General features: G+C 38.5%; 17 protein-coding genes. 5 read left to right on the top strand and 12 right to left on the bottom strand.

All coding sequences use genetic code 11. The features are described from left to right. Positions 1-114: 114 nt before the first annotated feature. Together uvrC and HUW48_RS02080 are read left to right on the top strand one after the other, a co-directional pair. The gene (gene uvrC, locus HUW48_RS02085; RefSeq protein ID WP_182414096.1) at positions 115-1,923 is read left to right on the top strand and encodes an excinuclease ABC subunit UvrC; all 1,809 of its coding nucleotides are present in this window, start codon (positions 115-117) and stop codon (positions 1,921-1,923) included. A gap of 130 nt (positions 1,924-2,053) precedes the next feature. Continuing rightward, positions 2,054-4,258, top strand: a complete 2,205-nt coding sequence (locus HUW48_RS02080; RefSeq protein ID WP_182414095.1) for an FUSC family protein — start codon at positions 2,054-2,056, stop codon at positions 4,256-4,258. Between the two features lie 63 nt (positions 4,259-4,321). Here the strand turns inward: HUW48_RS02080 and porN are convergent, their stop codons facing one another. The 11 genes from porN to pgi all read right to left on the bottom strand — a co-directional run bounded on the left by porN (position 4,322) and on the right by pgi (position 16,488). After that, the gene (gene porN / locus HUW48_RS02075; RefSeq protein WP_182414094.1) at positions 4,322-5,338 is read right to left on the bottom strand and encodes a type IX secretion system ring subunit PorN/GldN; all 1,017 of its coding nucleotides are present in this window, start codon (positions 5,336-5,338) and stop codon (positions 4,322-4,324) included. 10 nt (positions 5,339-5,348) lie between these two features. Beyond that, positions 5,349-6,932, bottom strand: coding sequence for a type IX secretion system motor protein PorM/GldM (porM, locus tag HUW48_RS02070; RefSeq protein ID WP_182414093.1), 1,584 nt, complete (start codon positions 6,930-6,932; stop codon positions 5,349-5,351). Positions 6,933-6,996: 64 nt separating this feature from the next. Continuing rightward, the gene (porL, locus tag HUW48_RS02065) at positions 6,997-7,788 is read right to left on the bottom strand and encodes a type IX secretion system motor protein PorL/GldL (protein ID WP_182414092.1); all 792 of its coding nucleotides are present in this window, start codon (positions 7,786-7,788) and stop codon (positions 6,997-6,999) included. A 122-nt stretch (positions 7,789-7,910) separates the two neighbouring features. After that, positions 7,911-8,924: a T9SS ring complex lipoprotein PorK/GldK gene (porK, locus tag HUW48_RS02060; protein ID WP_182414091.1), complete on the bottom strand. Its 1,014-nt coding sequence runs from the start codon at positions 8,922-8,924 to the stop codon at positions 7,911-7,913. Positions 8,925-9,149: 225 nt separating this feature from the next. Next, entirely contained in the window at positions 9,150-10,112 is a 963-nt protein-coding gene (locus HUW48_RS02055) for a PorP/SprF family type IX secretion system membrane protein (protein WP_182414090.1), read from the bottom strand. 165 nt (positions 10,113-10,277) lie between these two features. Next, complete coding sequence (locus tag HUW48_RS02050; protein ID WP_106930784.1) at positions 10,278-11,069, bottom strand: uroporphyrinogen-III synthase; 792 nt, start codon at positions 11,067-11,069, stop codon at positions 10,278-10,280. 67 nt (positions 11,070-11,136) lie between these two features. Then, positions 11,137-12,360, bottom strand: coding sequence for a DUF4271 domain-containing protein (locus tag HUW48_RS02045; protein ID WP_246343653.1), 1,224 nt, complete (start codon positions 12,358-12,360; stop codon positions 11,137-11,139). Beyond that, on the bottom strand, positions 12,320-13,342 hold the full coding sequence (locus HUW48_RS02040) for an MraY family glycosyltransferase (RefSeq protein ID WP_182414089.1): 1,023 nt from the start codon (positions 13,340-13,342) through the stop codon (positions 12,320-12,322). Before HUW48_RS02040 ends, HUW48_RS02045 begins: the two co-directional genes overlap by 41 nt. A gap of 129 nt (positions 13,343-13,471) precedes the next feature. Continuing rightward, positions 13,472-13,876 (bottom strand): hypothetical protein, encoded by a 405-nt coding sequence (locus HUW48_RS02035; protein ID WP_182414088.1) that lies wholly within the window; start codon positions 13,874-13,876, stop codon positions 13,472-13,474. Continuing rightward, complete coding sequence (gene lipB, locus HUW48_RS02030; RefSeq protein WP_246343651.1) at positions 13,860-14,591, bottom strand: lipoyl(octanoyl) transferase LipB; 732 nt, start codon at positions 14,589-14,591, stop codon at positions 13,860-13,862. The genes HUW48_RS02035 and lipB overlap by 17 nt, the downstream gene beginning before the upstream one ends. A gap of 229 nt (positions 14,592-14,820) precedes the next feature. Then, the gene (pgi, locus tag HUW48_RS02025; RefSeq protein WP_182414086.1) at positions 14,821-16,488 is read right to left on the bottom strand and encodes a glucose-6-phosphate isomerase; all 1,668 of its coding nucleotides are present in this window, start codon (positions 16,486-16,488) and stop codon (positions 14,821-14,823) included. A 133-nt stretch (positions 16,489-16,621) separates the two neighbouring features. On the opposite strand from pgi, the gene HUW48_RS02020 reads away from it, so the two are divergent. Further along, on the top strand, positions 16,622-16,978 hold the full coding sequence (locus HUW48_RS02020; protein WP_182414085.1) for a YraN family protein: 357 nt from the start codon (positions 16,622-16,624) through the stop codon (positions 16,976-16,978). A 198-nt stretch (positions 16,979-17,176) separates the two neighbouring features. Here HUW48_RS02020 and HUW48_RS02015 read toward each other — a convergent pair whose 3' ends face one another. After that, positions 17,177-18,097 carry a toxin-antitoxin system YwqK family antitoxin gene (locus tag HUW48_RS02015; protein ID WP_182414084.1) on the bottom strand — a complete coding sequence of 307 codons (921 nt, stop codon included), beginning with the start codon at positions 18,095-18,097 and terminating at the stop codon, positions 17,177-17,179. 411 nt (positions 18,098-18,508) lie between these two features. Between HUW48_RS02015 and HUW48_RS02010 the strand changes: the two genes are divergently transcribed. Beyond that, complete coding sequence (locus HUW48_RS02010) at positions 18,509-18,799, top strand: hypothetical protein (protein WP_182414083.1); 291 nt, start codon at positions 18,509-18,511, stop codon at positions 18,797-18,799. Between the two features lie 130 nt (positions 18,800-18,929). Then, positions 18,930-21,359: a TonB-dependent receptor gene (locus HUW48_RS02005; RefSeq protein WP_182414082.1), complete on the top strand. Its 2,430-nt coding sequence runs from the start codon at positions 18,930-18,932 to the stop codon at positions 21,357-21,359. Positions 21,360-22,088 lie beyond the last annotated feature (729 nt).

The following is a 22,088-nucleotide window of genomic DNA, read 5'->3' as shown; positions in this document are numbered from 1 at the left end:
ATTATCATTGTTTATTCAGGTTGATAGGCGTTGCCTTTTTAGCTTCATCTTCTTTATGATAAGCAAATTTATTAATCTAAAATCCGGCTTTTAGTAACTATAAACTAAAAAAGTATGCCTGCCGACGAGCAAATACGAGAGAAGATAAAGCATTTGCCTAACCGACCCGGCATCTACAAGTTTTTCGACGAGAAAGATGACATTATTTACGTTGGGAAAGCAGTAGATATCCGGAAGCGGGTAAGCAGCTATTTTAATAAATCCACGCAGCACAATAAAAAAACGCAAAAACTAATTTCTCACATCCGTAATATTCAGTTTACCATTGTAGATACCGAAGGGGATGCGTTTTTACTTGAAAACAATTTAATTAAACAATATCAGCCTAAGTATAATATTTTACTAAAGGATGGTAAAACGTACCCGTTTATTTGCATTACTAACGAGCGGTTTCCGCGGGTAATCAGTACCCGCAATAAAATTAACGACGGATCAAAATACTATGGCCCTTACGCCAGCGTAACCAACATGAACGTGGTGTTGGAAATGATTCGGGCCTTATATCCCTTGCGTACCTGCACGTATAATTTATCGCCGGAAAATATTGAAAGGGGTAAGTTTAAAGTATGCCTCGAATACCACATTGGTAATTGCAAAGGTCCCTGCGAGAATTTGTACGATGAGGAATCTTACAACCAGCATATTTTACAAATTCGCAGTATTTTGTCGGGCAACCTGGGAGTAGCTAAAAATTACTTTAAAGATAAAATGTTAGCCGCCGCTCAGGAAATGCAATTTGAACTGGCGCACAGTTTTAAGCAAAAGTTAGATGTGCTGGAAGATTTTCAGGCTAAATCTACGGTGGTGAGTAATACGCTCACCAATATTGATGTTTTTACTATTTCTTCTAACGAAAAATGCGCCTTCATCAACTATTTAAAAGTAATGAATGGAGCCATTATTCAGACGCAATCGCTGGAGATAACCAAAAAACTTGACGAAACAGATGCCGAGATTCTGGCAACCATTATTGTGCAGTTGCGTCACGATTTTGAAAGTGAATCGAAAGAAATACTCACCAACATTGAACTGGAGTTACCTTTAGATAATGTAACCATTACAGTTCCTCAAATTGGCGATAAGCGTAAACTCTTGAATTTGTCGCTTAAAAATGTGCTTTACCTGCGCAAGGAAAAGGAAAGCATGACTGAAAAGTCCAAGGATACTAATGAGGTGCGGATTATGGAAACGCTAAAGAAGGACTTGCGCCTTAGCGAATTGCCTAAACATATCGAATGTTTCGATAATTCAAACATTCAGGGTACTACACCGGTGGCTTCTATGGTCTGTTTCCGGAACGCTAAACCCAGCAAAAAAGATTACCGCCATTTTCACATTAAAACGGTAGTTGGGCCCGATGATTTTGCCTCTATGTACGAGATTGTCACGCGTAGGTATCGTCGGTTAATTGATGAGGGTACTCCTTTGCCACAGTTAATTGTGATTGATGGTGGCAAAGGTCAGTTGGGTATGGCCGTAAAAGCTTTAAAAGATTTAGGTATTTACACCAAAGTAGCGGTTATAAGTATTGCCAAGCGACTGGAAGAGATATTTTATCCCGGAGATACGCTACCTTTATATATTGATAAAAAATCAGAATCTTTACGCTTATTACAACGTATTCGCAACGAAGCGCATCGGTTTGGCATAACTTTTCACCGGGATCGCCGGGATGCGGGTACTTTAAAAACGGAAATAACTGATATTAAAGGCTTAGGTCCTACTACCGCTCAAAAATTACTTACTAAGTATAGATCGGTAAAAAAAATAAAAGAATTATCAGAAGCTGAACTTGTGGCAGAAATTGGTAAAGCTAAAACCAAGATTTTACTCGATTATTTTAATCAGGAAAGCAATGCTTAATTCTTACATCTAAAGCTATAGTTTACTTTATTTACAAAAGGTCCGGTGAATTTTGTAGCGCGAACAAATAAATAAAATACTATTCTCTGCTTTTATTCATTCAGCGAAGCTTATTATTGAAAAACGGAGCATGGTATTCAAAAATATCTTAATTAGATTTCGCTCTTTTCTCCGGCAGGAATACTTTGACCCAGATGTGCTACGAGCTTTGTTGGTAACACTTGGTTTGGTTGTTCCTTTAGTAATTTCGTATGCGTTCAATGTACCGGCTTACGGTAGCTTTGCCGCTATAACGTCGCAGTTGCTACTGGGTGCTAAAATTCAGACCACCTATCTTCAGAAAGCCTTTATTCTAGCTACTAGCCTTATTTTTATAAGTTTGGCTCCTTTTATAGGTACCTTAGTTGGTGGTAATATGTGGTGGGCAATAGTAACTATGGCGCTAATAGCAGGAATATCCTCATTAGCGAAAGAAATTGGTGCCCACGGTCAGGCGCTTAGTTTATGTGCCGTTATTTTGTTCTTGCTTTCTTTAAATGGCCCGCATAATATAGAAACCGGATTGTTCCGAATGATAGCTACCTGGTGCGGTGGTGTTTGGGCATCCATGGTTATCTTGTTCTTTTGGCCAATTCGCCCTGATTTACCTTATTACACCAATTTAGCTTTGCCTTGGGAATTAAGTGGTAATCTGGCCGCTTTATTAGCGAACGATACAAGTAAAGAACTGGAAGATAAGGTTCAGAAAAAAGAAATTGTTCTGCGGAATGCTATTAACAATGTTTTGCCTTTTTTGCGTAAAAAAAAACGTCGCTTATTTTATATCCGCCGCGACTTACTAAAAACCGTTCGGGCATCGTCTAGGTTTGGTGCTACGTTGGTAGCTATGTTTGCCAACCTGGAAACTATCCGCCGTCAAAAACCCAATGGCCCGTGGCTAACGGACTTACAAACCTGTTTAAATTATGCCTGCCAAGCATCTAAAGCTGTTGCGAATCTATTAGTATTAAATCGAAACAAAGACTTTGCTCATCTTGAAAATTGTGTAACCCAGTTCGTGCAGGCCACTCAACAATTGGAACAACATCTTAATACCAATGATTTAGATATAGCCGTTAGATTAGACCTGCACCGGATTTTAATTTTATTTCAATCGGCTATTCATTATTTACAGGATGCACAACTGCTACTTAATAGAATAAAGGAAAAGAAGATTAATTTCCCCAATGAATTTACTTCCACTCCCTCTCAACCAGTAGTTAAGTTAGTATCCATTCAACGGCTTTTCGATTTTCGTAAAGTACCACTTCGGCATACTTTACGGCTTATGCTACTCACGGCTCTTTCAGTAGGTTTATTTTTTGGGTTTAACATTCCGCGCGGATACTGGATTGCTCTTACCATTATGGTGGTTATGCAGCCTGACTATGGTACCACCCAGCAAAAGGCATTGCAACGGGTAACCGGCACCACTATTGGTGCGGCTTTAAGTACTCTGCTTTTAATTCATCTGCTTCCTACGGGTTATTATATCCTGCTTATTGCCCTTTTTTGCTTTTTATTCATCTATCTGCAGCAACGCAACTATACCGTAGCGGTAGTGTTTGTTACTATGCTGCTGGTTGCTATGTTTGAAATTTCGGGTGCTATTGATTGGCATTATGCTGCCTATCGCTTATTTGCGACTAGTTTAGGTGGGATTTTAGCTATTTTAGGAGCTTTTTTACTTTGGCCGGATTGGGAACGTTCGCAAGTACGCGGCATAATGGCCAAAGGCTTTATAGCTAACCGAGACTTGCTTCTACAATTGCAACATGAACTTGTAGCTCAAACGGGTTTTCATGCCCGAATTATTGCTGACCGTAGAAAAGCCGAAATTGCTAATATAACTATCGCCGATTCTGTTGTTCGTTTACAGTTAGAGCCTGGAACAAAAAAACAAAAACTTCAGATTGCCCAGAATATTAGTTACCAGAATAAGCGTTTAACCCGGGAACTTACTTCTTTTGCTGCCTTACTACCTAGTATTGATACAAATGAATTTTTTCCGGAAGTTATTCTAGTTTTGCAAAATTACGCTCAACTGTTAACTCATTATGCTGATTCTATAAAAACAGAAATACCCTTTACGGATACTATTCCTAGGGAGCTGCCTTTTCCGGATATTAAGAGTGTTTTGCAACCTTCTCTTATTGATATATCTACTAAAGTTAAAAAACAGTTGCACCTTGATACGGGTATGTTTAAAGCAGAACTAATACACGAACAAATCAATAAAGTAGCGCTTATTATTCAGGAATTAGGTCAAGCTGTTCAAGCTTTAAACTTGCTCTGAAGAAAACTAATAAAATAAAAAAGGAGGCAAATGCCTCCTTTTTTATTTTATTAGTTTAAAATCCTAGTAGCTCCATAAACTTGATTCCCATTCTATTAATTCTTCCAATGCTTTTTGAGAAGCTAATAAACCCTTCTGAGAGCCTTCGTTAATAGTAGCCAGATCGTCGTCGTTTGCATTCGACACTTTCTTAATATAGGAACTGAACAATCTCAAATCAAAAGCATCGGCTAAGTTCTTATGCTGAGCATCATTCTGCTCGTTATACCAGATAGCCTCGTTTGGATGCGCCCGAAAAACTTTTACTAAATCGCTATATTTGAAAGAAGCAATGCGCTCTTCAACACCTTTCGCAGAATATTTTACCGGTATTACTAAAGTAATAGCCTGGATATCATAATACATGCGAGAGCGTTTTTTATCAAAGACAATGTTTTCTTTCATCTCCAATTGATAAAGCTCTTTCGGGAAGAATTCATTTAAGTTGACTGTTTGTGTGGCAGCAGCAGTGGCTCCTTTTTTGCCTTTGTTATTTAATTTAGCAAAAACATCGTCTTCTTCAGCTGCAGGAGCATTACCAAAAATTTTCTTTTCCTCCTCTGACATGGCATCACCGCTTTCATCCGGCTTAGTTAATTTAACACTAAACTCATTGTTGGATAAGGGCGTAGTCATGGAATCATTTCTGTATGGAATTAATTCACCCCGTTTAACGGCCTCGATAATTACTTTTGTAATTTCTTTATTCACCGAAAACATAGGTTTATTTTGCTTTTCCCGTAAATCCAGACCTCGCCAAACTACTTTTTTATACATGAGATCCGTTTCTGGTATCGGTCTGGCAGAAGCATTACCACTTGTTACAGTAGTAGCTGGCTGATTTGCCCCCCCATTCGCTGATCCACCAGCCGCTGACTGCTGTGTTGCAGCCGACCTTGTATTAGCTGGGTTACCAGTAGCTTTAGGAAGCGCAGGTTGTGTTTGGGCTGGTTTGGTAGGAGTACCAGTAGCTTTTTTTTGTTGAGCATAGGCACTCACTGATATACCAACACTCAAAACCAATATCAGAAGCTTATTCATATTTATTATTTTAATTCAAGGCAATTGTAAAAGATCTATTACCTACTGGCACGTCTTCAAATTGATCTTTGTAATTAGCTCGTTTTAACTCTTTTACTGTTACAATTAACCGATCGCCAGGACGAGCTTGTGCTGCCATTGAGGTAATATTAGCTGCTTTATTACTAAACGATTGTTCTTGCACAATATTTTTACCCCGGGCTAATGTTACTTCAAATTCAGTCACCCGGAAACGGGCATCTTGCGGCAACATATTTTTAAAAGTTTCGTCTGCTATTGCTTCCACTGTGATTTGTCTCGGACCTGGCGAAGGTAATCCTCTTTTTTCATCAACCGGACGGCCATTTGCTAGACAAACAATTTCAGGGCGCGGAACCGGACGAACCTGGAAAGTTTGATTGCCAATAGCAGCACCACCACTACTAACATTCAGAGTTACTTGTCTGGCTGTTGGCAACACCATTACTTCACCTTTTTTAGTTCCTTTAGAAACTTGAGCGCCCGATGCGGAGAAAGCTGGATCATACAAAGCACCTAAAGCAGGTACCTGCACATCTAATTTGTTTCCGCAATTTAAATACAGAGCTTGTACCGAAGCAGATTGGATAGACATTACCGGTTTAGCAACAGTATATTCGCCAGATACATTAAAAGTAGTATCCCGACCATTCTGAGTCATTTTAATCTGACCTTTCCAGGTTTTCTTAGCATTACCATCTTTGTCGTAAGCTCCGGCCGAAGCCAAAAACTCAACTTTACCCCGACCATTTTCTACTTTTACAGGCCGGCCTTCAAAGAACATACGGGGAGCAATTGCACTAGAAGTAGCCGCAATAAACATCTCGGCAGAATATTTGGTACCAGCGGCCACGGTGTTAGAAGCAGCACTGTAGTTACCAAATATTTTATCAAATTTAATAATATCGGCACCTACACGGCTTGCTAGTTCCTGCAGAACATCGGCTTCGTATTTTAATATCTCTGTTTCTTTCTGAGCTAAAACAGCTAAAGCGGCAGTTAAAGGGGTTGCTTCAAAGTTTAACTCGGCAAAATCTTTACTTCTTTGAACTCTGTCTTTTTTAGCAACAGGATCATCTTTTGCATCTAAAGCTAATTGCGGAATATTTGGGTTATATACTCGCATTTCATTCGCATACTTATTTAATCGGTCTTTTAACTCGTAAGCTTTTCCTTTTCCTTTATTTGCACCAATCATATAAGTAGCTACGGCATCTTCTGCACTGGGGTCTTTATAGGTATCGCCTACCATGCCACCCGATCTTTTTATTAATTCAGCCCGCAATCCCTCCACATAATTGATAATATCGGTGGTTTTCGCCCGAACTTCAGACGCTTGATCCAATACTTTTTTATCATTTGGGCGGTTACCGCCTTTTGCTACTGTACTTTCAATTGATTTCCGAACGCCATCGTTATCTGCTTTGGTTTTATTATTAACCGTCATCAAACTGTCGTCCAGAAATTTAAATTTCAAAATAATAGCAGAACTTACTTGTAACGCTAGCAGCGCTGTAAGTACCAAGTACATCATACCAATAAGTTTCTGCCTTGGGGTTTCTTTTGCTCCAGCCATTTCTTATATTAACCTATTTCTTTCGGATTGTTAATTTTTATCTTAAATAATAGTTAAATCAGTATTAAGAACGCATTGCATTTAACATATTACCATACACATTATTTAAAGAGTGCAGGTTTTTAGTTAAGGTGCTTACTTCGTTTTTAAACTGCTCTGTATCTTTAGATGCATCAGTCAGGTTTTGCATGGACACTGTTAAATTGCCATAGAACCTGTTCATTGATTTTAAATGATTATTGGCATCTTGAAGTTCCATTTCGTACACAGCATTTAATGCGCCTAAGTTCTTCGTTATATTTTGTACTTGTTCGTGGTATTCACGAGTGTTAGAAGTGGCACTAGTCATTTGCTTAATAGCATCAACTGTAGTAGCGTAAGCTTCATTAATTTTTTCCAGGGAACCAGCAGCTGTTCTTACTTTAGATGTATACTCTTTAGTAGCTACAGTAGCATCGCTTAAATCAGCCATTTGAGCAGTAGTTTCGCTTAAGCGGTTTAAGCCTTGGCCCAAAGTACTAATAGTAGCAGGAGTAACATTTGCATCACGCAGCATTTTGTCTAAATCGCCGGTAACAGAAGGTGCATTAGGAACCAGAGCGGCTTTCGGCCCGGTGTAATCATCAGCTAATTGCGGATAAACACGAGTCCAGTCTACATCATGGCTTTGCGGTTGAAAAGCACTCAAGAAGAAAATGATGGCCTCCGTTAAAAGACCAACGGTAAGCATAGCTCCAGCGCCTTCCCAGTGTTGGATTTTAAAAAGAGCTCCTACAATTACAACTGCGGCACCAATACCGTATACTTTTGGCATTATCACATCGAAGAGGAAATTGCCACCTTTTGCTTTACTCATTTTGTTTTAGAATTTGTTTTTTTAATAGATGATGGATTAACTGTTTTGCTAAAAATTTAGTTTGAACTAGTCGGGCTTTGTTTTAATTAATTTTATTGTATAATAGAATTCTTAGTTAAATACTATCTGGAGCGTTGGCGATCACCTAACATAATCATTGAGTTACGGAAGCCAATGTAAGAACGGGCAGAATCTTCAAATTCAAAGTTGCGGGTTCCCGTTTCTAGAAAATAAGCAACATCTTTCCAGGAGCCACCTCTTACTACTTTGCGGGGTTCGTTGTCATTGTTATAAACCGGGTTCAAATCCCAAACAACTGGCACAGCGGCATCATAATAAGCATCTGCACACCATTCGGCCACGTTACCTGCCATATCATATAAACCAAAATCGTTCGGGAAATACTGACCTACTGGTCCGGTATAAGAATAACCATCGCTGTAATAATCTCCCCGACCAGGTTTAAAGTTAGCCAGCATACAACCTTTTGCATTTCGCAGGTATGGACCACCCCATGGGTAAGTTACCATATCGCGGCCACCACGAGCCGCATACTCCCACTCGGCTTCGGAAGGTAACCGGAAATCCGGCATAGCTGCCTGGCCATCTTCTACTAAAAATGCATTTTTGCGTTTCGTGCGCCAATCAGAGAAATACTTAGCTGCGTTCCAATCTACCCCTACAACCGGATAATTATCAAAAGCTGGGTGCGTATAATAGTACTGCATCATAGGATCACCCATAGAATAAGTAAAATCCCGCATCCAAACAGTAGTATCCGGATATAATTGGGTCATCACAAATTCTTCGCCTAATATATCTAATGAATCTTCCCGGATTGCATTAACGAATTCCCGGTATTCATTATTGGTTATTTCGGTTTCATCCATGTAAAAACCACGGATGGTTACTTGTTTATTTAAATTAGACATAGTGGCCGCAATATCTTGATCGGTTTGCCCCATGTGGAATGTTCCACCAGGACAAGGAACCATCCCGTAAGGAACTTCCTGCGGATTGAATTCCGGACGATCCTGCACCCCTATAACGTCTCCTTCAGGTCCGCCACGCATACCACAGCCGCCTAGAATTATTACTGACACAGCAATAAAAGACAATTTTAGAAATTTATTCATAACGAAGGTAAAAAAAGAAGTAATATCAAATATAACTATTACAATTTTAGTACTTGGCAAAGGTACAGAAGAGAAATATCAAAAACAATACCCATTATTTAGTATTCCTCCAATTTTTCAACGCTCAAGCAAAGTATTTATTATAAAGGCACTAAATTATTTATCTTATTGAAAATCACTATTTTAATATTAAAGTATCTAATCTTATATTTTATTGTATATATCCTAGAAACTATACCTTGGAGTCCTAATAATTGGTTTTATAATATTTGCAGGCCGGGGAATCGAGTACGAAAGAATTATTTCGTGTGAAGTAAGTGCTTTTGCCTCAGGATTAAAAGTTGTTAAATCAAATGCATATCCTAATTGTAAAGCATTATTTCTAAGTAAATAAATTCCTGCCATTCCGGTTACTGCTTCCTGGTGCCGATACCCAACACCTGCATAGTACTTTTCGTTCAAAATAGCTCTACCTCCTGCTTCTACCGACAACTTATTTAAATCATATTTTACTATAGCAGTGGGTACTACGGTTACAGCAGGAGAAACGTTGAGGTAATAACCGGCTGTAAGATAGGCGTGGTTACGTGCCGTAAACAAACCAAAGCCAGAAGTCTCATTACGGGCACTGTCTTCAAATCTAAATTTTGACTGCAACAAGTTATTTATACCTCCGCCAATGTACAATATTGAAGACTGGTACCAGAGCCCGGCACCAATATCATATTTACTATCTGAACTGTTCTCCGGAACACTTGGATCACCTGGATCGTTCGGCCGATAATCACCTTTTTTTATATTAGTTAAATTCCCTTGTATACCTATACCAAGCTTACCAGTACCTACTTTAATGTGAGCTGAATAAGCTAACGCAGCACTAGTGGATTCTGTTGCTCCCAACCGGTCATTAGTTGCGTATAATCCTACTCCGCCACCCAAAAACCGTACCGGAAGAGAAATAGAAATTAACCCAGTTTTGGGAGCTCCGCCTCCGTCAAAGCTAGCATTATATCCCGCCCATTGGTAACGATATAACATGTTTATTTCTGTTTTATCTGTAATCCCAGCGTAAGCAGGGCTCAAATACATGCCATTAAAACTATAATGACTAAACTGAGGCTGCTGCTGAGCGAAAGTACTTATGCGAACAGTAAATAAAATTGTTAAAACGTAAAGATATTTCCTCATAGTACGGTTTACAGATAAATATGGTCTACTAGGTACTATTTGCGTATACAGTACCTAACCAAAAATAGATAAAAATATAATGCAAAAACAAAGCAGCACAAAATCATAACGATTTTTTGCTCGCTTCTTATATTTTCAACCGTACGTTTTTTTGTAGAAGAAAGGCTATTTTTTACCGGCTTGTTTTTGAATGTATAATTCAATTGCTCCCGTCATAGAAGGAGCATTAGGCATAGGGGCAACAATATCTAACTCCAGGTTAGCATCTAATACTGCTTGAGCTGTAGTAGGGCCAAAGGCTGCAATCCGGGTATTATTTTGCTTAAAGTCTGGGAAGTTAATAAACAAGGAGCTAATTCCGGATGGACTGAAGAAGGCAATACAGTCGTATTTTACTTCGGCCAGATCAGATAAATCGGCCGGAACGGTTTTATAGATAACCGCTTCCGTAAAATTAAAGTTATTAGCCCGCATAAACTCCGGAATATCATCCTTGCGGATATTCGAACAAGGATATAAGAATTTCTCGTTTTTATGTTTCTTAATAACTTCAAATAAATCAGAAGCAGTTTTTTCTCCGGTAAATAATTTTCTTTTACGGAGTACAATATATTTCTGCAAGTAATACGCTGTTTGTTCCGAAATGCAAAAATATTTCATTTCGGCTGGCATCTCAATTTTACTTTCTGCACAAATCCGGAAGAAATGGTCTACCGCATTGCGACTAGTAAAAATAATAGCAGTATGCTCGAGAATATTAACTTTATCTTTGCGGAATTCTTTATAAGGTACCGGCTCTACTTGAATAAACTCGCGGAAGTCAACCTTAATACCATATTTTTGAGCAAGTGTTAAATACGGTGAATTATCATTGGTTGGTTTCGGCTGGGTAACTAAAATACTTTTAATTTTAATGGAATGTTTATCAGTACCCGGCTTTTCTGTACTCTCGGCCATAAATTACTCCTATTAATCTAATATATTTTTAAGGTCGCTTTTAGTAAGAACAGCTTATTTTAAGTTATTAATAGGTAAAAACAATCAACTTAATAAGTATAATAAGCGGTATTACTTCTGTGGCGCAAATGTACGAAAACAAATGAAGATTACGAAGAGAGACTTTTTTATTTAGCGTGTAAAATATTCTTAAGACTGTAAAAACCAGAATACTGGCCACTGCTATGTTTGAAACTAATAATACTGTCTTCGGATTAACGGTATTCAGCACTAAATACAACAGCATTATTACCGGAAAAAATAGCCCCATAAACAATATAGTACGCAAAAACTCCCGGTATTGCGTTAGTACTAATGACTTTAAACCGAATATTACTCCCATTACCCTTAAAAAGATATACTTCAACAGAATAAAAATAAAAATCAGGAAGGTATAAAAAAGTATTCTAGAGGTAATATCCGCTTCGGAAACCAAAAACAAGCGATTGAAGATAACATTGTTCTGCACATTGGTATGAATAGCAACAATTACCAGAGCAAAAGACAACGAAAAGGAAAGCACAAATAAAATGCTCGACCAGCTGCTAATTGGTTTGGCCAAAAACCCTTCATCTAATCCAGTCCGGCGTAAAAAAGTGTTTAGCCGGAATATACTATAAAAATCGGCCGTGTAATTGGTACGCAGACTACCATAGATTAAGCCTATGCAAAGCAGAAATAAAATAAACACATTTTGGTTAGGCAAATTTTTAGGCTTAATTGCTAATCCGGCACTTACTGGCTTTACATCAATTTGTATATTAGCTGCTTCTTCCGGGGTAAGTACTGCATTTCGAAATGTTTGGTAATTTAATAAACCTCCCGGATGCCAGATGCATAATAAATACCGATGTTGGGTATTTGGATAAGGTATTAATTTAGCTAAATCTATTTCGTAGCTCGCCACTGAATCGGCGGTAAATATTAATTGATTATCTACGAACAAACATAAATCTTGGCGGGCGGTGAAAGAAATTCTAAAAGGCTGCCCCGGCCGAATGCTGATCCACTGATATAAAGTATTTACCGGCCCATGATAATCGGGTAAATATAAGGTAAGGCGATTTTGATTAGGTTTAAAAACCAGCCAGTCGGAAGTTAACTGATTTTTGTTTTTCAGGTTTATACTTCGTCCGTCCTGCGCCAGCAAATTGCCAGGCAGCCAGAGCATTCCCAATAGTAACCCGACGATAAAAGCCTGATATAATCCATCAAGCCGAAATACGAGCCGGGCTTTTAGTTTTGTATACACCTAAAACGAAACTTAACAAAACAGAAAAAAGTATCAGCGAACTTAACAAGTACAAGTTACCCAGTTCATCCAGAAGAACAACGTAGCCAATAACGGCAATGTTAATGAAAGCTAAAATAAGTACCGTATTTATTTGGCTGAAACCTATTGCTAATAACCGGTGATGGATATGATTTTTATCAGGTGAAAAAGGCGATATACCTTTTGAAATACGAATAATAAAAACGCGTACGGTATCAAACAAGGGCACAAATAATATACCCAAGGTAATAGCCGGCGACGAATTTACTACCCTCATTTCAATAAACTGAATGGCTAGTACTGATATAATAAATCCGCATAGCAAAGAACCCGTATCCCCCATAAAAATAGTGGCCTTATGAAAATTATAGCGTAGAAATCCTAATATTCCGCCTATGAGGCAAACGGCTACAAAAGAATAGTTGCTATTGTACATAAAAAAGAACCAGGCAAAGGTGCTGGTTATAATTAATACAATAGTGCCGGCTAAACCATCTAAACCATCTATTAAGTTTATAGCGTTGGTAATTCCTACAATCATTATAAAGGTAAAAGCAAAACTAACTCCTATCGGTAACACATCAATACCAAAAATACCCTGAAAACTAGTAATCCGGATATCGGCCATTACCATTACTATACCGCTGGCGAGTAACTGCACGGCAAATTTTTTAAACGGTGAAATAGTTACTAAATCATCTTTTAACCCAATAAAGAAAAGAATTACACAACCTGCCAGGAGCTGCTGTACGCCATTACTTAAATCTCCGAATATAGTTAATGCCGACATAAAACCAGCAAATACTGCTAAACCGCCCAATCGGGGAGTTAGAGATTCGTGTACAGTTCTAAGATTAGGTTGGTCCAGAATATTTTTTAAATGCGCCACATAAATAATAGAAGGCACCGCAAATAAAGCAATTAAGAATGACCAACTAAAAGAAAGCAACAATGAAATCATAAAGTGTTTAAAAAAGTAATGTGCTTACTTTTAAATTTTAAGCCTAAGTATTTGCTAGCAATAGAATTTTATAGTACAAAAATCAGGCTTATTTTTTATTTATTATTCCATGCAGTTCAGAACAATAATTTAACTGTGTAAAACCCCTTTACGGCCCAGCATAGAAATATAAATAAGATTTTCTTCTACAATAGAATCTGGTACGAAAACGAATCTTTTATCGTAAATCTTGCGGCCAATGTAGTAACTAACCCAATACTCGTTATAAATATGGAAAATGGCAGGATCGATTGGTTCAATCTTAGCGAAGCTTTTTGGCTGTATTTGCTCGAACATATGGCGCAGAATAGAAGTTTTTATGTCTTCGCCTTTATACTCACCATAGCCTTTGGATGAAACCAATACATTGTCGAGGTAAACATCGTTCTGATTTAGGAGATAAACGTTCCAAACCGGTTCATTTACCTCATTCATCTCGGTAACGATAGCAATAGATACTCCTTCTACCGGATCAAAATTAATATCTTCTCTCATGAGACAGTATATGGCAGGAGGCTCCAAAAAGTTTTGCAAAATAAAATAACAGTTTTTCTTCTACTTCGGCCAACGAAACTATTGCGTTTAACTCTTGCTGCATAGAAGTAACTGCTTTATCGGGTATGCCGCAGGGTATAATGTGGTTAAAATAACTTAAATCAGTATTTACGTTTAAAGCCAAACCATGCATGGTTACCCAGCGGCTGCACTTAACTCCCATAGCGCAAATTTTTCGGGGATTTTTTTGTTCTTCAAAATCCAGCCAAACTCCGGTTAACCCCGCAATACGTCCGGCCACCATGCCATAATCGGCTAAGGTTAAAATTACAGCTTCTTCTAAAAACCGCAGATATTTATGGATGTCCGTAAAAAAATTATCTAAATCCAGAATAGGATAAGCCACCAGTTGCCCTGGGCCATGATAAGTAATATCGCCCCCTCGGTTTATTTTGTAAAATTTCGCTTGATGATCTTGTAAGCTTTGTTCATTAAGCAACAAATGACTTTCTTTCCCGCTTTTACCTAAAGTATAAACGTGCGGATGCTGGCAATATATTAAATAGTTAGAAGTTAATTTGCGCTCCGATGGCTCCAGGTTACGGTTAGCTGTTTTAATAGCAATCGTATCAGCAAATAATTTTTCCTGATAATCCCAGGCTTCCTGGTAATCAATAACGCCTAATGAAATTACCTCAACTTCTTTATTAATCACAGATTTTAGCAAATTAGTAAATAACGCAGCTTTCTTTAAAGCCTTTTAACTCTGCAAACATATAAGCCAACCTTAAATAGATGTTTATTATGAAATTACTACCTTAAAAAGTTAAATTTTAAAGTTTGTTAACTTAGTAATACCCCGCGTGCCTTTACTTAACAATAAAAAATTATTAAAAAGTTTAAAAGGATTAAGCTGAGAGTTCTAAATAATGCGTTATCGACTATTAGCTTTTGAAAAACTGATTACACATGTTCTTATAAGCGTTTATCAGCCCATTAGTAGAACAATCGTGCGACGTAATTTCTTCGGTATTTTGCAGTTCGGGCAACACTTTTTTGGCTAGTTGTTTACCTAATTCTACGCCCCACTGATCAAAACTGAATATGTTCCAGATAACTCCTTGCACAAATATTTTATGTTCGTACATGGCAATTAAGCTACCCAGCGTACGAGGGTCGAGTATTTTAAACAGTATAGAATTAGTTGGTTTATTACCCGCAAATACTTTTACCGGGGCCAACTCTTTTATTTCCTCTTCAGACAAGCCTTCGTTTTTTAACTCGTCTATTACTTCCTGCAAGCTTTTGCCGTTCATTAAGGCCTCAGTTTGCGCAAAGAAGTTAGATAATAACTTTACGTGATGGTCGCCGATAGGATTGTGACTAATAGCGGGAGCTAAAAAATCGCAGGGAATAATTTGGGTACCCTGGTGAATAAGTTGATAAAAAGCGTGTTGCCCGTTAGTGCCGGGTTCGCCCCAGATAACGGGGCCGGTTTGGTATGTAACGCGGTCGCCATTACGGTCTACGGATTTACCGTTACTTTCCATATTCCCTTGTTGAAAATACGCCGGAAAGCGATGCATGTATTGATCGTAAGGTAAAATAGCCTCGGTTTGAGCCCCAAAAAAATTAATGTACCAAATACTAATTAAGGCAAGCAATACCGGAATATTCTTTTCGAAGTGCGTCATCCGGAAATGTTTGTCCATAGCATGGGCACCTTCCAGCAATTGAATGTAATTTTCGTAGCCAATGAAACAGGCAATAGATAACCCGATAGACGACCAAAGCGAATAACGCCCGCCTACCCAATCCCAGAAAACGAACATATTTTCTTCTGCAATCCCAAACTCTTTAACCGCCTTTAAATTTGTAGAAATGGCTACAAAATGCTTTGCTACTTCGGCTTCGTTTTGAGCATGCTCTAAAAACCAGCTTTTAGCCGTTTCGGCATTGGTCATGGTTTCCTGGGTAGTAAAAGTTTTAGAGGCAATCATGAAAAGAGTAGTTTCCGGATCTACTTCTTTCAGGGTTTCAGCAATGTGCGTACCATCTATGTTCGATACAAAATGTACTTTTAAATTAGGCTTTTGATAGGGTTTAAGCGCCTCCGTAACCATGTACGGGCCTAGATCCGAACCGCCAATGCCAATATTTACTAAATGCGTAATAGGTTTACCCGAATACCCCAACCATTGACCGGAAATTATTTTTTCAGAAAAACTCTTTATCTGATCCAGAACATGGTTTATTTCGGGCATTACATCTTCCCCATCTTCGTAAATAGGTTCATTCGAACGATTACGTAAAGCAACGTGCAGTACTGCCCGATTTTCCCGCAGATTTATTTTATCGCCGCCAAACATTTGCTCAATGGCATCTTTTAGTTGTGCCTCATTGGCCAACTCCAACAATGCTTCTATAGTCTGCTCGTTGATAATATTTTTCGAAAAATCAACCACTATATCCTCAAAATGTAACGAGAATGTAGCAAACCGGCTTGGATCTACGGCAAACATATCTACCATGTGGTTATCTTTCATGATAGTGTAGTGCTGTTCTAATTTTCTCCAAGCATTAGTGGTAACCGGATTAATATTTTGTAGCATAACGTTAATAGCTTGACCTTGGGCGAAATTAATAACATTCGGTAAAAGAAAGGTTAGGAAAATTTAAAATATTACCAATTAATATTTAAATAGTTGGTGAGAAAGCAAGAGCCCATGAAAAAAGAAGGCGTACATGGCACAGCATAACCATACCGGAGCGACCGGCGAAAAATTAGCCGCTACTTATTTAATAGAGCATGGCTTTACGATACTAGCTCAAAATTACCGTTACCAAAGAGCCGAAATTGATATTATTGCTCAAAAAGGCACTCTGTTAATTTTTGTGGAAGTTAAAACGCGTACTAGTAATCAATTTGGGTTTCCGGAAGAAGCGATTACCCCAAAGAAAATAGATTTGTTTTTACTGGCGGCCGAAGAATATATTCACCAATTAAACTGGCAACACGACATTCGGTTTGATGTTATTGCCATTAGCGGCCGTTCGCCCGCACCTTTTCAGATCCATCATATAGAAGATGCTTTTCATTAATTGATGGTCGATGGTCCATGGACGATAGACCACAGTCAACGGGTTATTAGATAAATAGCAGTTTCTTGGCAGAAATAAGGTATAAATCTTAAACTTAACCCCTAATTAATAAGCAGTTAATTTAATGACTTATTAACTATTAAATCTCAACTTTGAATTCAGGGTCTATGGACAGTGAACTATCGACTACAAACTAAATTACATTTTCGGGCGTTTATCAATTTTACCTTTCTCGAAAATAATATTGCCGTTGCGATCGTATTCTTTAATCAAGAAAGCTTCAAAAGGCTTATCGTTGGCTGATTCGGGATATTGATATTCAAAATGCTTGCGGTTCCGGAAATCGTAAAATTCTATCCAAACCCCCACTTTTTTTCCTTTTTCATACTGGCCTTCCCAAGCTAATAAGCCATTAGGGTGAAACATTACGTAGTCGCCTTCTACTTTATTGTTCACGTAAGGAATTACTTCTTTCATTTTTTTCTGGCCCGCATCGTAGTAATTAATTACGGCATCGCGCGGGAAACCTTTCTCAAAGTGCGATTTACTTAATAGAATTCCATCTTTATTGTACGACTCCCAACGCAAATGGCGCGTGCCAATGTAAAAGTAACCTTCTGCTACTACTTTATTGCCTACCATTTTTTTGTAAGGCCCATGTACAATACGGGCTCTTTTAGGATCAATGGTACGTGCTTTGAAAATGCGGTGCCGCTTGGTATCGTAGTAATACTTAGCCGGCGCGTAAACGCTAGGCTCAATGTATTCTTTTAAGTAAGAGAATTTTTCTATTGTAGCTCTATTTCCCTTGCCAGATTTCACGTATCCTTTCCGGATGGGATACCCAAGGAATTCTTTCTTGCTTCTTTTTTGTTTCTTGCGTTTTTTAGTTGCTGCCTGTACCGTATCCGGAACAGGAGTTGTGGCCAAAGAAGGTCTGGTGGTATCAATGGATGCTGTGGTAACAGGCTCCATTATTTTCCTTTTAAATAAACCCGATTTAGAGTTTACCAAAGGTGCCGTTTCGGCATCAACGTTATAATTACGTTTACTACAACTTGTAATTACTAAAATTAAAACCAGACCTACCAATCCAATATTCAATCTGTATTGGCGCATAATAAAATAGTTAGATAAAGAAAACTTCTCCATCAGAAAACAAAAAACACAAGTTTAAAATCCATAATATTTTCCAGAAAAGCAGTATCAATTTAAGCAGAGTCTTTTTAACAACGATTTTAACATTTAATTTCTTATTTGTTCAATTACTTAAATTCAATTTGTATCGTACAGTTGTTAAAGCATTATCTATCAGATTAAAACGCACCTATTTATTCCGTAAGTATCTGATTTTATTAGTAAATTATTCTGATTGCAAATTACTAAATACCAAAAACTCAGAACTTATCATAAACTTTATAAAAGAATAATATTCAATTAAAATAAAGTAAACTAAAATTAAATGTATTTAACTTTGTCCTGAAAACAATTGCTATTGTGAGCTTATTCCGGAAGATAACGGTTTATTTTATGCTCCTGCTCTTCTGCCGGATTATAACCCCAGATGAGTTGGTCCTGGCATTGCACGCTCACCAGCATACTATTCATAAGCAAACTTCTAAAACCGATGCGGTAAAACTGGAGCAAAAACATATCCACTGCCCTACCGATCATTTGTTTGATAGTCCTTTTTATTCTACCCAAACCCCATTGCGGGTACAAATAGTTTCCTTTCCAATAACGTACCAGGTAGCCTTTGCCTCGGTATGGAAATTTACTTTCCCTAATACCCAACCCCATCGGGGACCTCCTGTAGCTTAATTTCTCTTTACTGCGCTTTTCTCCTATCTGCTATTACTTAGCAGCGGGTTCAGGCATTTACAAGATTTTTTTTAAAGCTACCATCTTGGTAAGCTCTTTTGGAGCAAACCTTTTATTTTACTTAACTTTTATGACTAAACTCATTATATATACCTTATTTATTTTTGGGGCAATGCCTGTTTTAGCCCAGAATACTTTATTCGGCAAAGTTGTGGATCAGGCTACTCAGGAACCTTTAATTGGTGCCACTGTTTACCTGCCGGACCTTAGAAAAGGAGCCGCAACCACCGAAACTGGCAATTTTCAAATCCGAAATTTACCACGGGGCCGGTTTTTAGTGCAAATTAGTTATGTAGGGTACGTGAGCACAGCTCGCTCTATTACTATTAGCGGCGAAACTACCCTTGATTTTCCGCTTGCTGCTTCCGCTACCGAAATAAACACGGTAGTTATAACCGGCGTATCGGCTTCCACGGAAATGCGCCGTAATCCGGTACCAACATCGGTTATAGAAGGCACCCAGCTTCGGCAACGATCTGCCAATAATATTATTGATGCTATTGCGCATTCCCCAGGTATTTCTCAAATCTCTACGGGTGCAGCTATCTCCAAACCAGTTATCCGTGGACTTAGTGCTAACCGGGTGATAACGCTAAATAATGGCATGCGGCAGGAAGGGCAACAATGGGGCGATGAACACGGCATTGAAATCGACGAAGCATCCGTAGACCGGGCTGAAATAGTAAAGGGTCCGGGTAGCATTATGTACGGCTCTGATGCCATGGCTGGAGTTATAAATTTTCTAGCCGCTGACCCTGTAGAAGAAGGCCGGATTATTGGCAACGTAAGTGCGGGATATCAAACGAACAACCGGTTACAAGCTTACTCATTATTTAACGCAGGTAACATTAACGGTTTTAACTGGCAAGCTCGTTTAAGCAACAAGCAAGCAGGTAATTACCGTAACCGTTACGATGGACCGGTATACAACTCTGGCTTTAACGAACTAAACGCCAGCGGTTATATTGGTCTAAATAAAAGTTGGGGATTTTCTCACTTAAATTTCAGCACGTTTAACCAGGAAGTTGGTTTAGTGGAAGGCGAACGCGATGCCGATGGTAATTTTCTGAAATTAGTACCAGAAACGGATACTAGTTTTACAGAACAAGCTGTAATGCCAGCCGACCTAAAAGGATATCACCTGGATATTCCAAAACAAAGTATAAACCACCGCCGGATTGCCTCACAGAATAATTTTATTATTGGTGCATCGCGCTTAAACGTGAATGTCGATTGGCAGCAAAATCTTCGGAAAGAATTTGGTAATATTTTAGATGAAAATGAAAAATCCTTATTCTTCGATTTGCAAACTATAAGCTACGATGCTAAGTATTTTCTGCCGGAAGCACATGGTTGGGAAACTACGTTTGGCATAAGCGGCATGCACCAGCAAAACAAAAACAAGGGCGTAGAATTTCTAATTCCGGAATACCAGATGCGCGATGCTGGAGTATTTGCTTTTACCCGAAAAACAATGGGCGCTTTAAATATAAGCGGCGGTTTGCGCCTAGATGAGCGTTGGCTAACTTCCGATGCCCTTTATTTAAACGAAAATGAAGAGCCGGTAACCAATCTATTGGATGCAACTACCACAAAGTTTGCCGGCTTTAAAACCCGCTTCTCCAATATATCCGGTAGTGTGGGCGGTACGTACGCCTTCTCCGAAAATGTATCGGTTAAAGTAAATGCGGCCCGCGGTTTTCGGGCGCCAAATATTTCCGAATTAGCGGCTAATGGTATTCATGAAGGTACTATTCGTTACGAAGTTGGTAATCCTGCTTTAAATCCTGAAACCAGTTTTCAGGTAGATGCAGGCTTAAATGTGAATACCGAGCACATTACCTTAGATATTAGTGGCTTTCATAATGCGGTACAACAATACATTTTTGCCGAAAAGCTGGAAAGCAGGTTTGGTGGCGATTCACTCAGCGGTGACCCTAATGATCTGGCTTCTACGTTCAAGTACGTACAAGGTAATGCCCGCCTGCTGGGTGGCGAATTAAGTTTAGATATTCACCCGCACCCGCTGGATTGGTTGCATTTTGAAAATACTTTTTCGCTGGTGCGGGGCCATCAGGTAAACCAGCCCGATTCTACCCGGAATTTACCTTTTATTCCTGCGACCCGATTGCAGTCTGAAATCCGGATTAACTTTAAAAAAGTAGGGCCAGTGTTTCGTAATGTTTATGCCCGTCTAGAATTAGAACATAATTTTAGGCAAAACCGTTTTTACAGTGCCTTTGGTACCGAAACGGCTACCCCTGCTTACTCGCTGGTAAATGGCGGCTTAGGTACTGATATAACCAATGGCAAACGTATACTAGGTACTCTTTCTATTATGTCCAGTAACATATTTGATGTTGCCTACCAAAATCATTTGAGTCGGTTAAAATACGCTGCTTTAAATGAGGTTACTGGTCGTCGAGGAGTATTTAATATGGGTCGCAACTTTGGGGTGCGTTTAGCTATACCTTTAACTTTCTCCAGTCATCGCCATTAAAGTGACTAGCTAGCATTTATGCTTATAAAGCAGCCTAATACATTCCTTTTAATACCAAGTAGTTATTTACTAATTACCCTAAGAGGATATTATAAAGAAGCCAATCCGGTAGGTATTGAAAACAGAAATGTTGGAAACCTGCCGGATCAGTAATCTGATGATGGCTACTTCTTTTACTATTGTCATCCTGAAAGGAACTAACCGGCAGAAAAGAAGAACGAATTGTTGAAAGTAAAGGAGATTACCTGCTATAACTTTCTAGAAAACACTTCGGAATTCACTCTCAATTGGTTAGATCCTTCCAAGAGAACGGAAGTAAATAGAAAAAACTGTTTTAAACTTTTATTTCCGACAATAATGTTTTTAAAACCTGTTGGGTTTGAACAATCGAAGGTTCTTTTTACTATTTGTATAAGTTCTTAACTACAACTGACTTCCTTCATTAAAAAGGTTATAAAATAAAAAAGCAGCCCAAGGGGCTGCTCCTTTATAGTATACTTATTGGTTGTTGTTACTCTTTCAGTAGTATTTTAAAGATACAAATTAATCTTTAAATTTACTAACACACTTTTAACCTTGTAAGGGCATTGATTGCACTGGTTAAATTCGAAATGATAATGGTTGTTTTTATTAGTTATTTAGCTTTCCTGTAATGAGCCAGCCGAATTTTTCTTCAGCTATTTTCATTATTCAGCTTCTTAACAACCTCTTTCGTTATTGTGATGTACA

The organism is Adhaeribacter radiodurans (assembly GCF_014075995.1).
Taxonomy (GTDB): Bacteria; Bacteroidota; Bacteroidia; order Cytophagales; family Hymenobacteraceae; genus Adhaeribacter; species Adhaeribacter radiodurans.
Note: the sequence above shows the minus strand (reverse complement) of the source record. Positions and strands in the feature narration are given on the sequence as shown.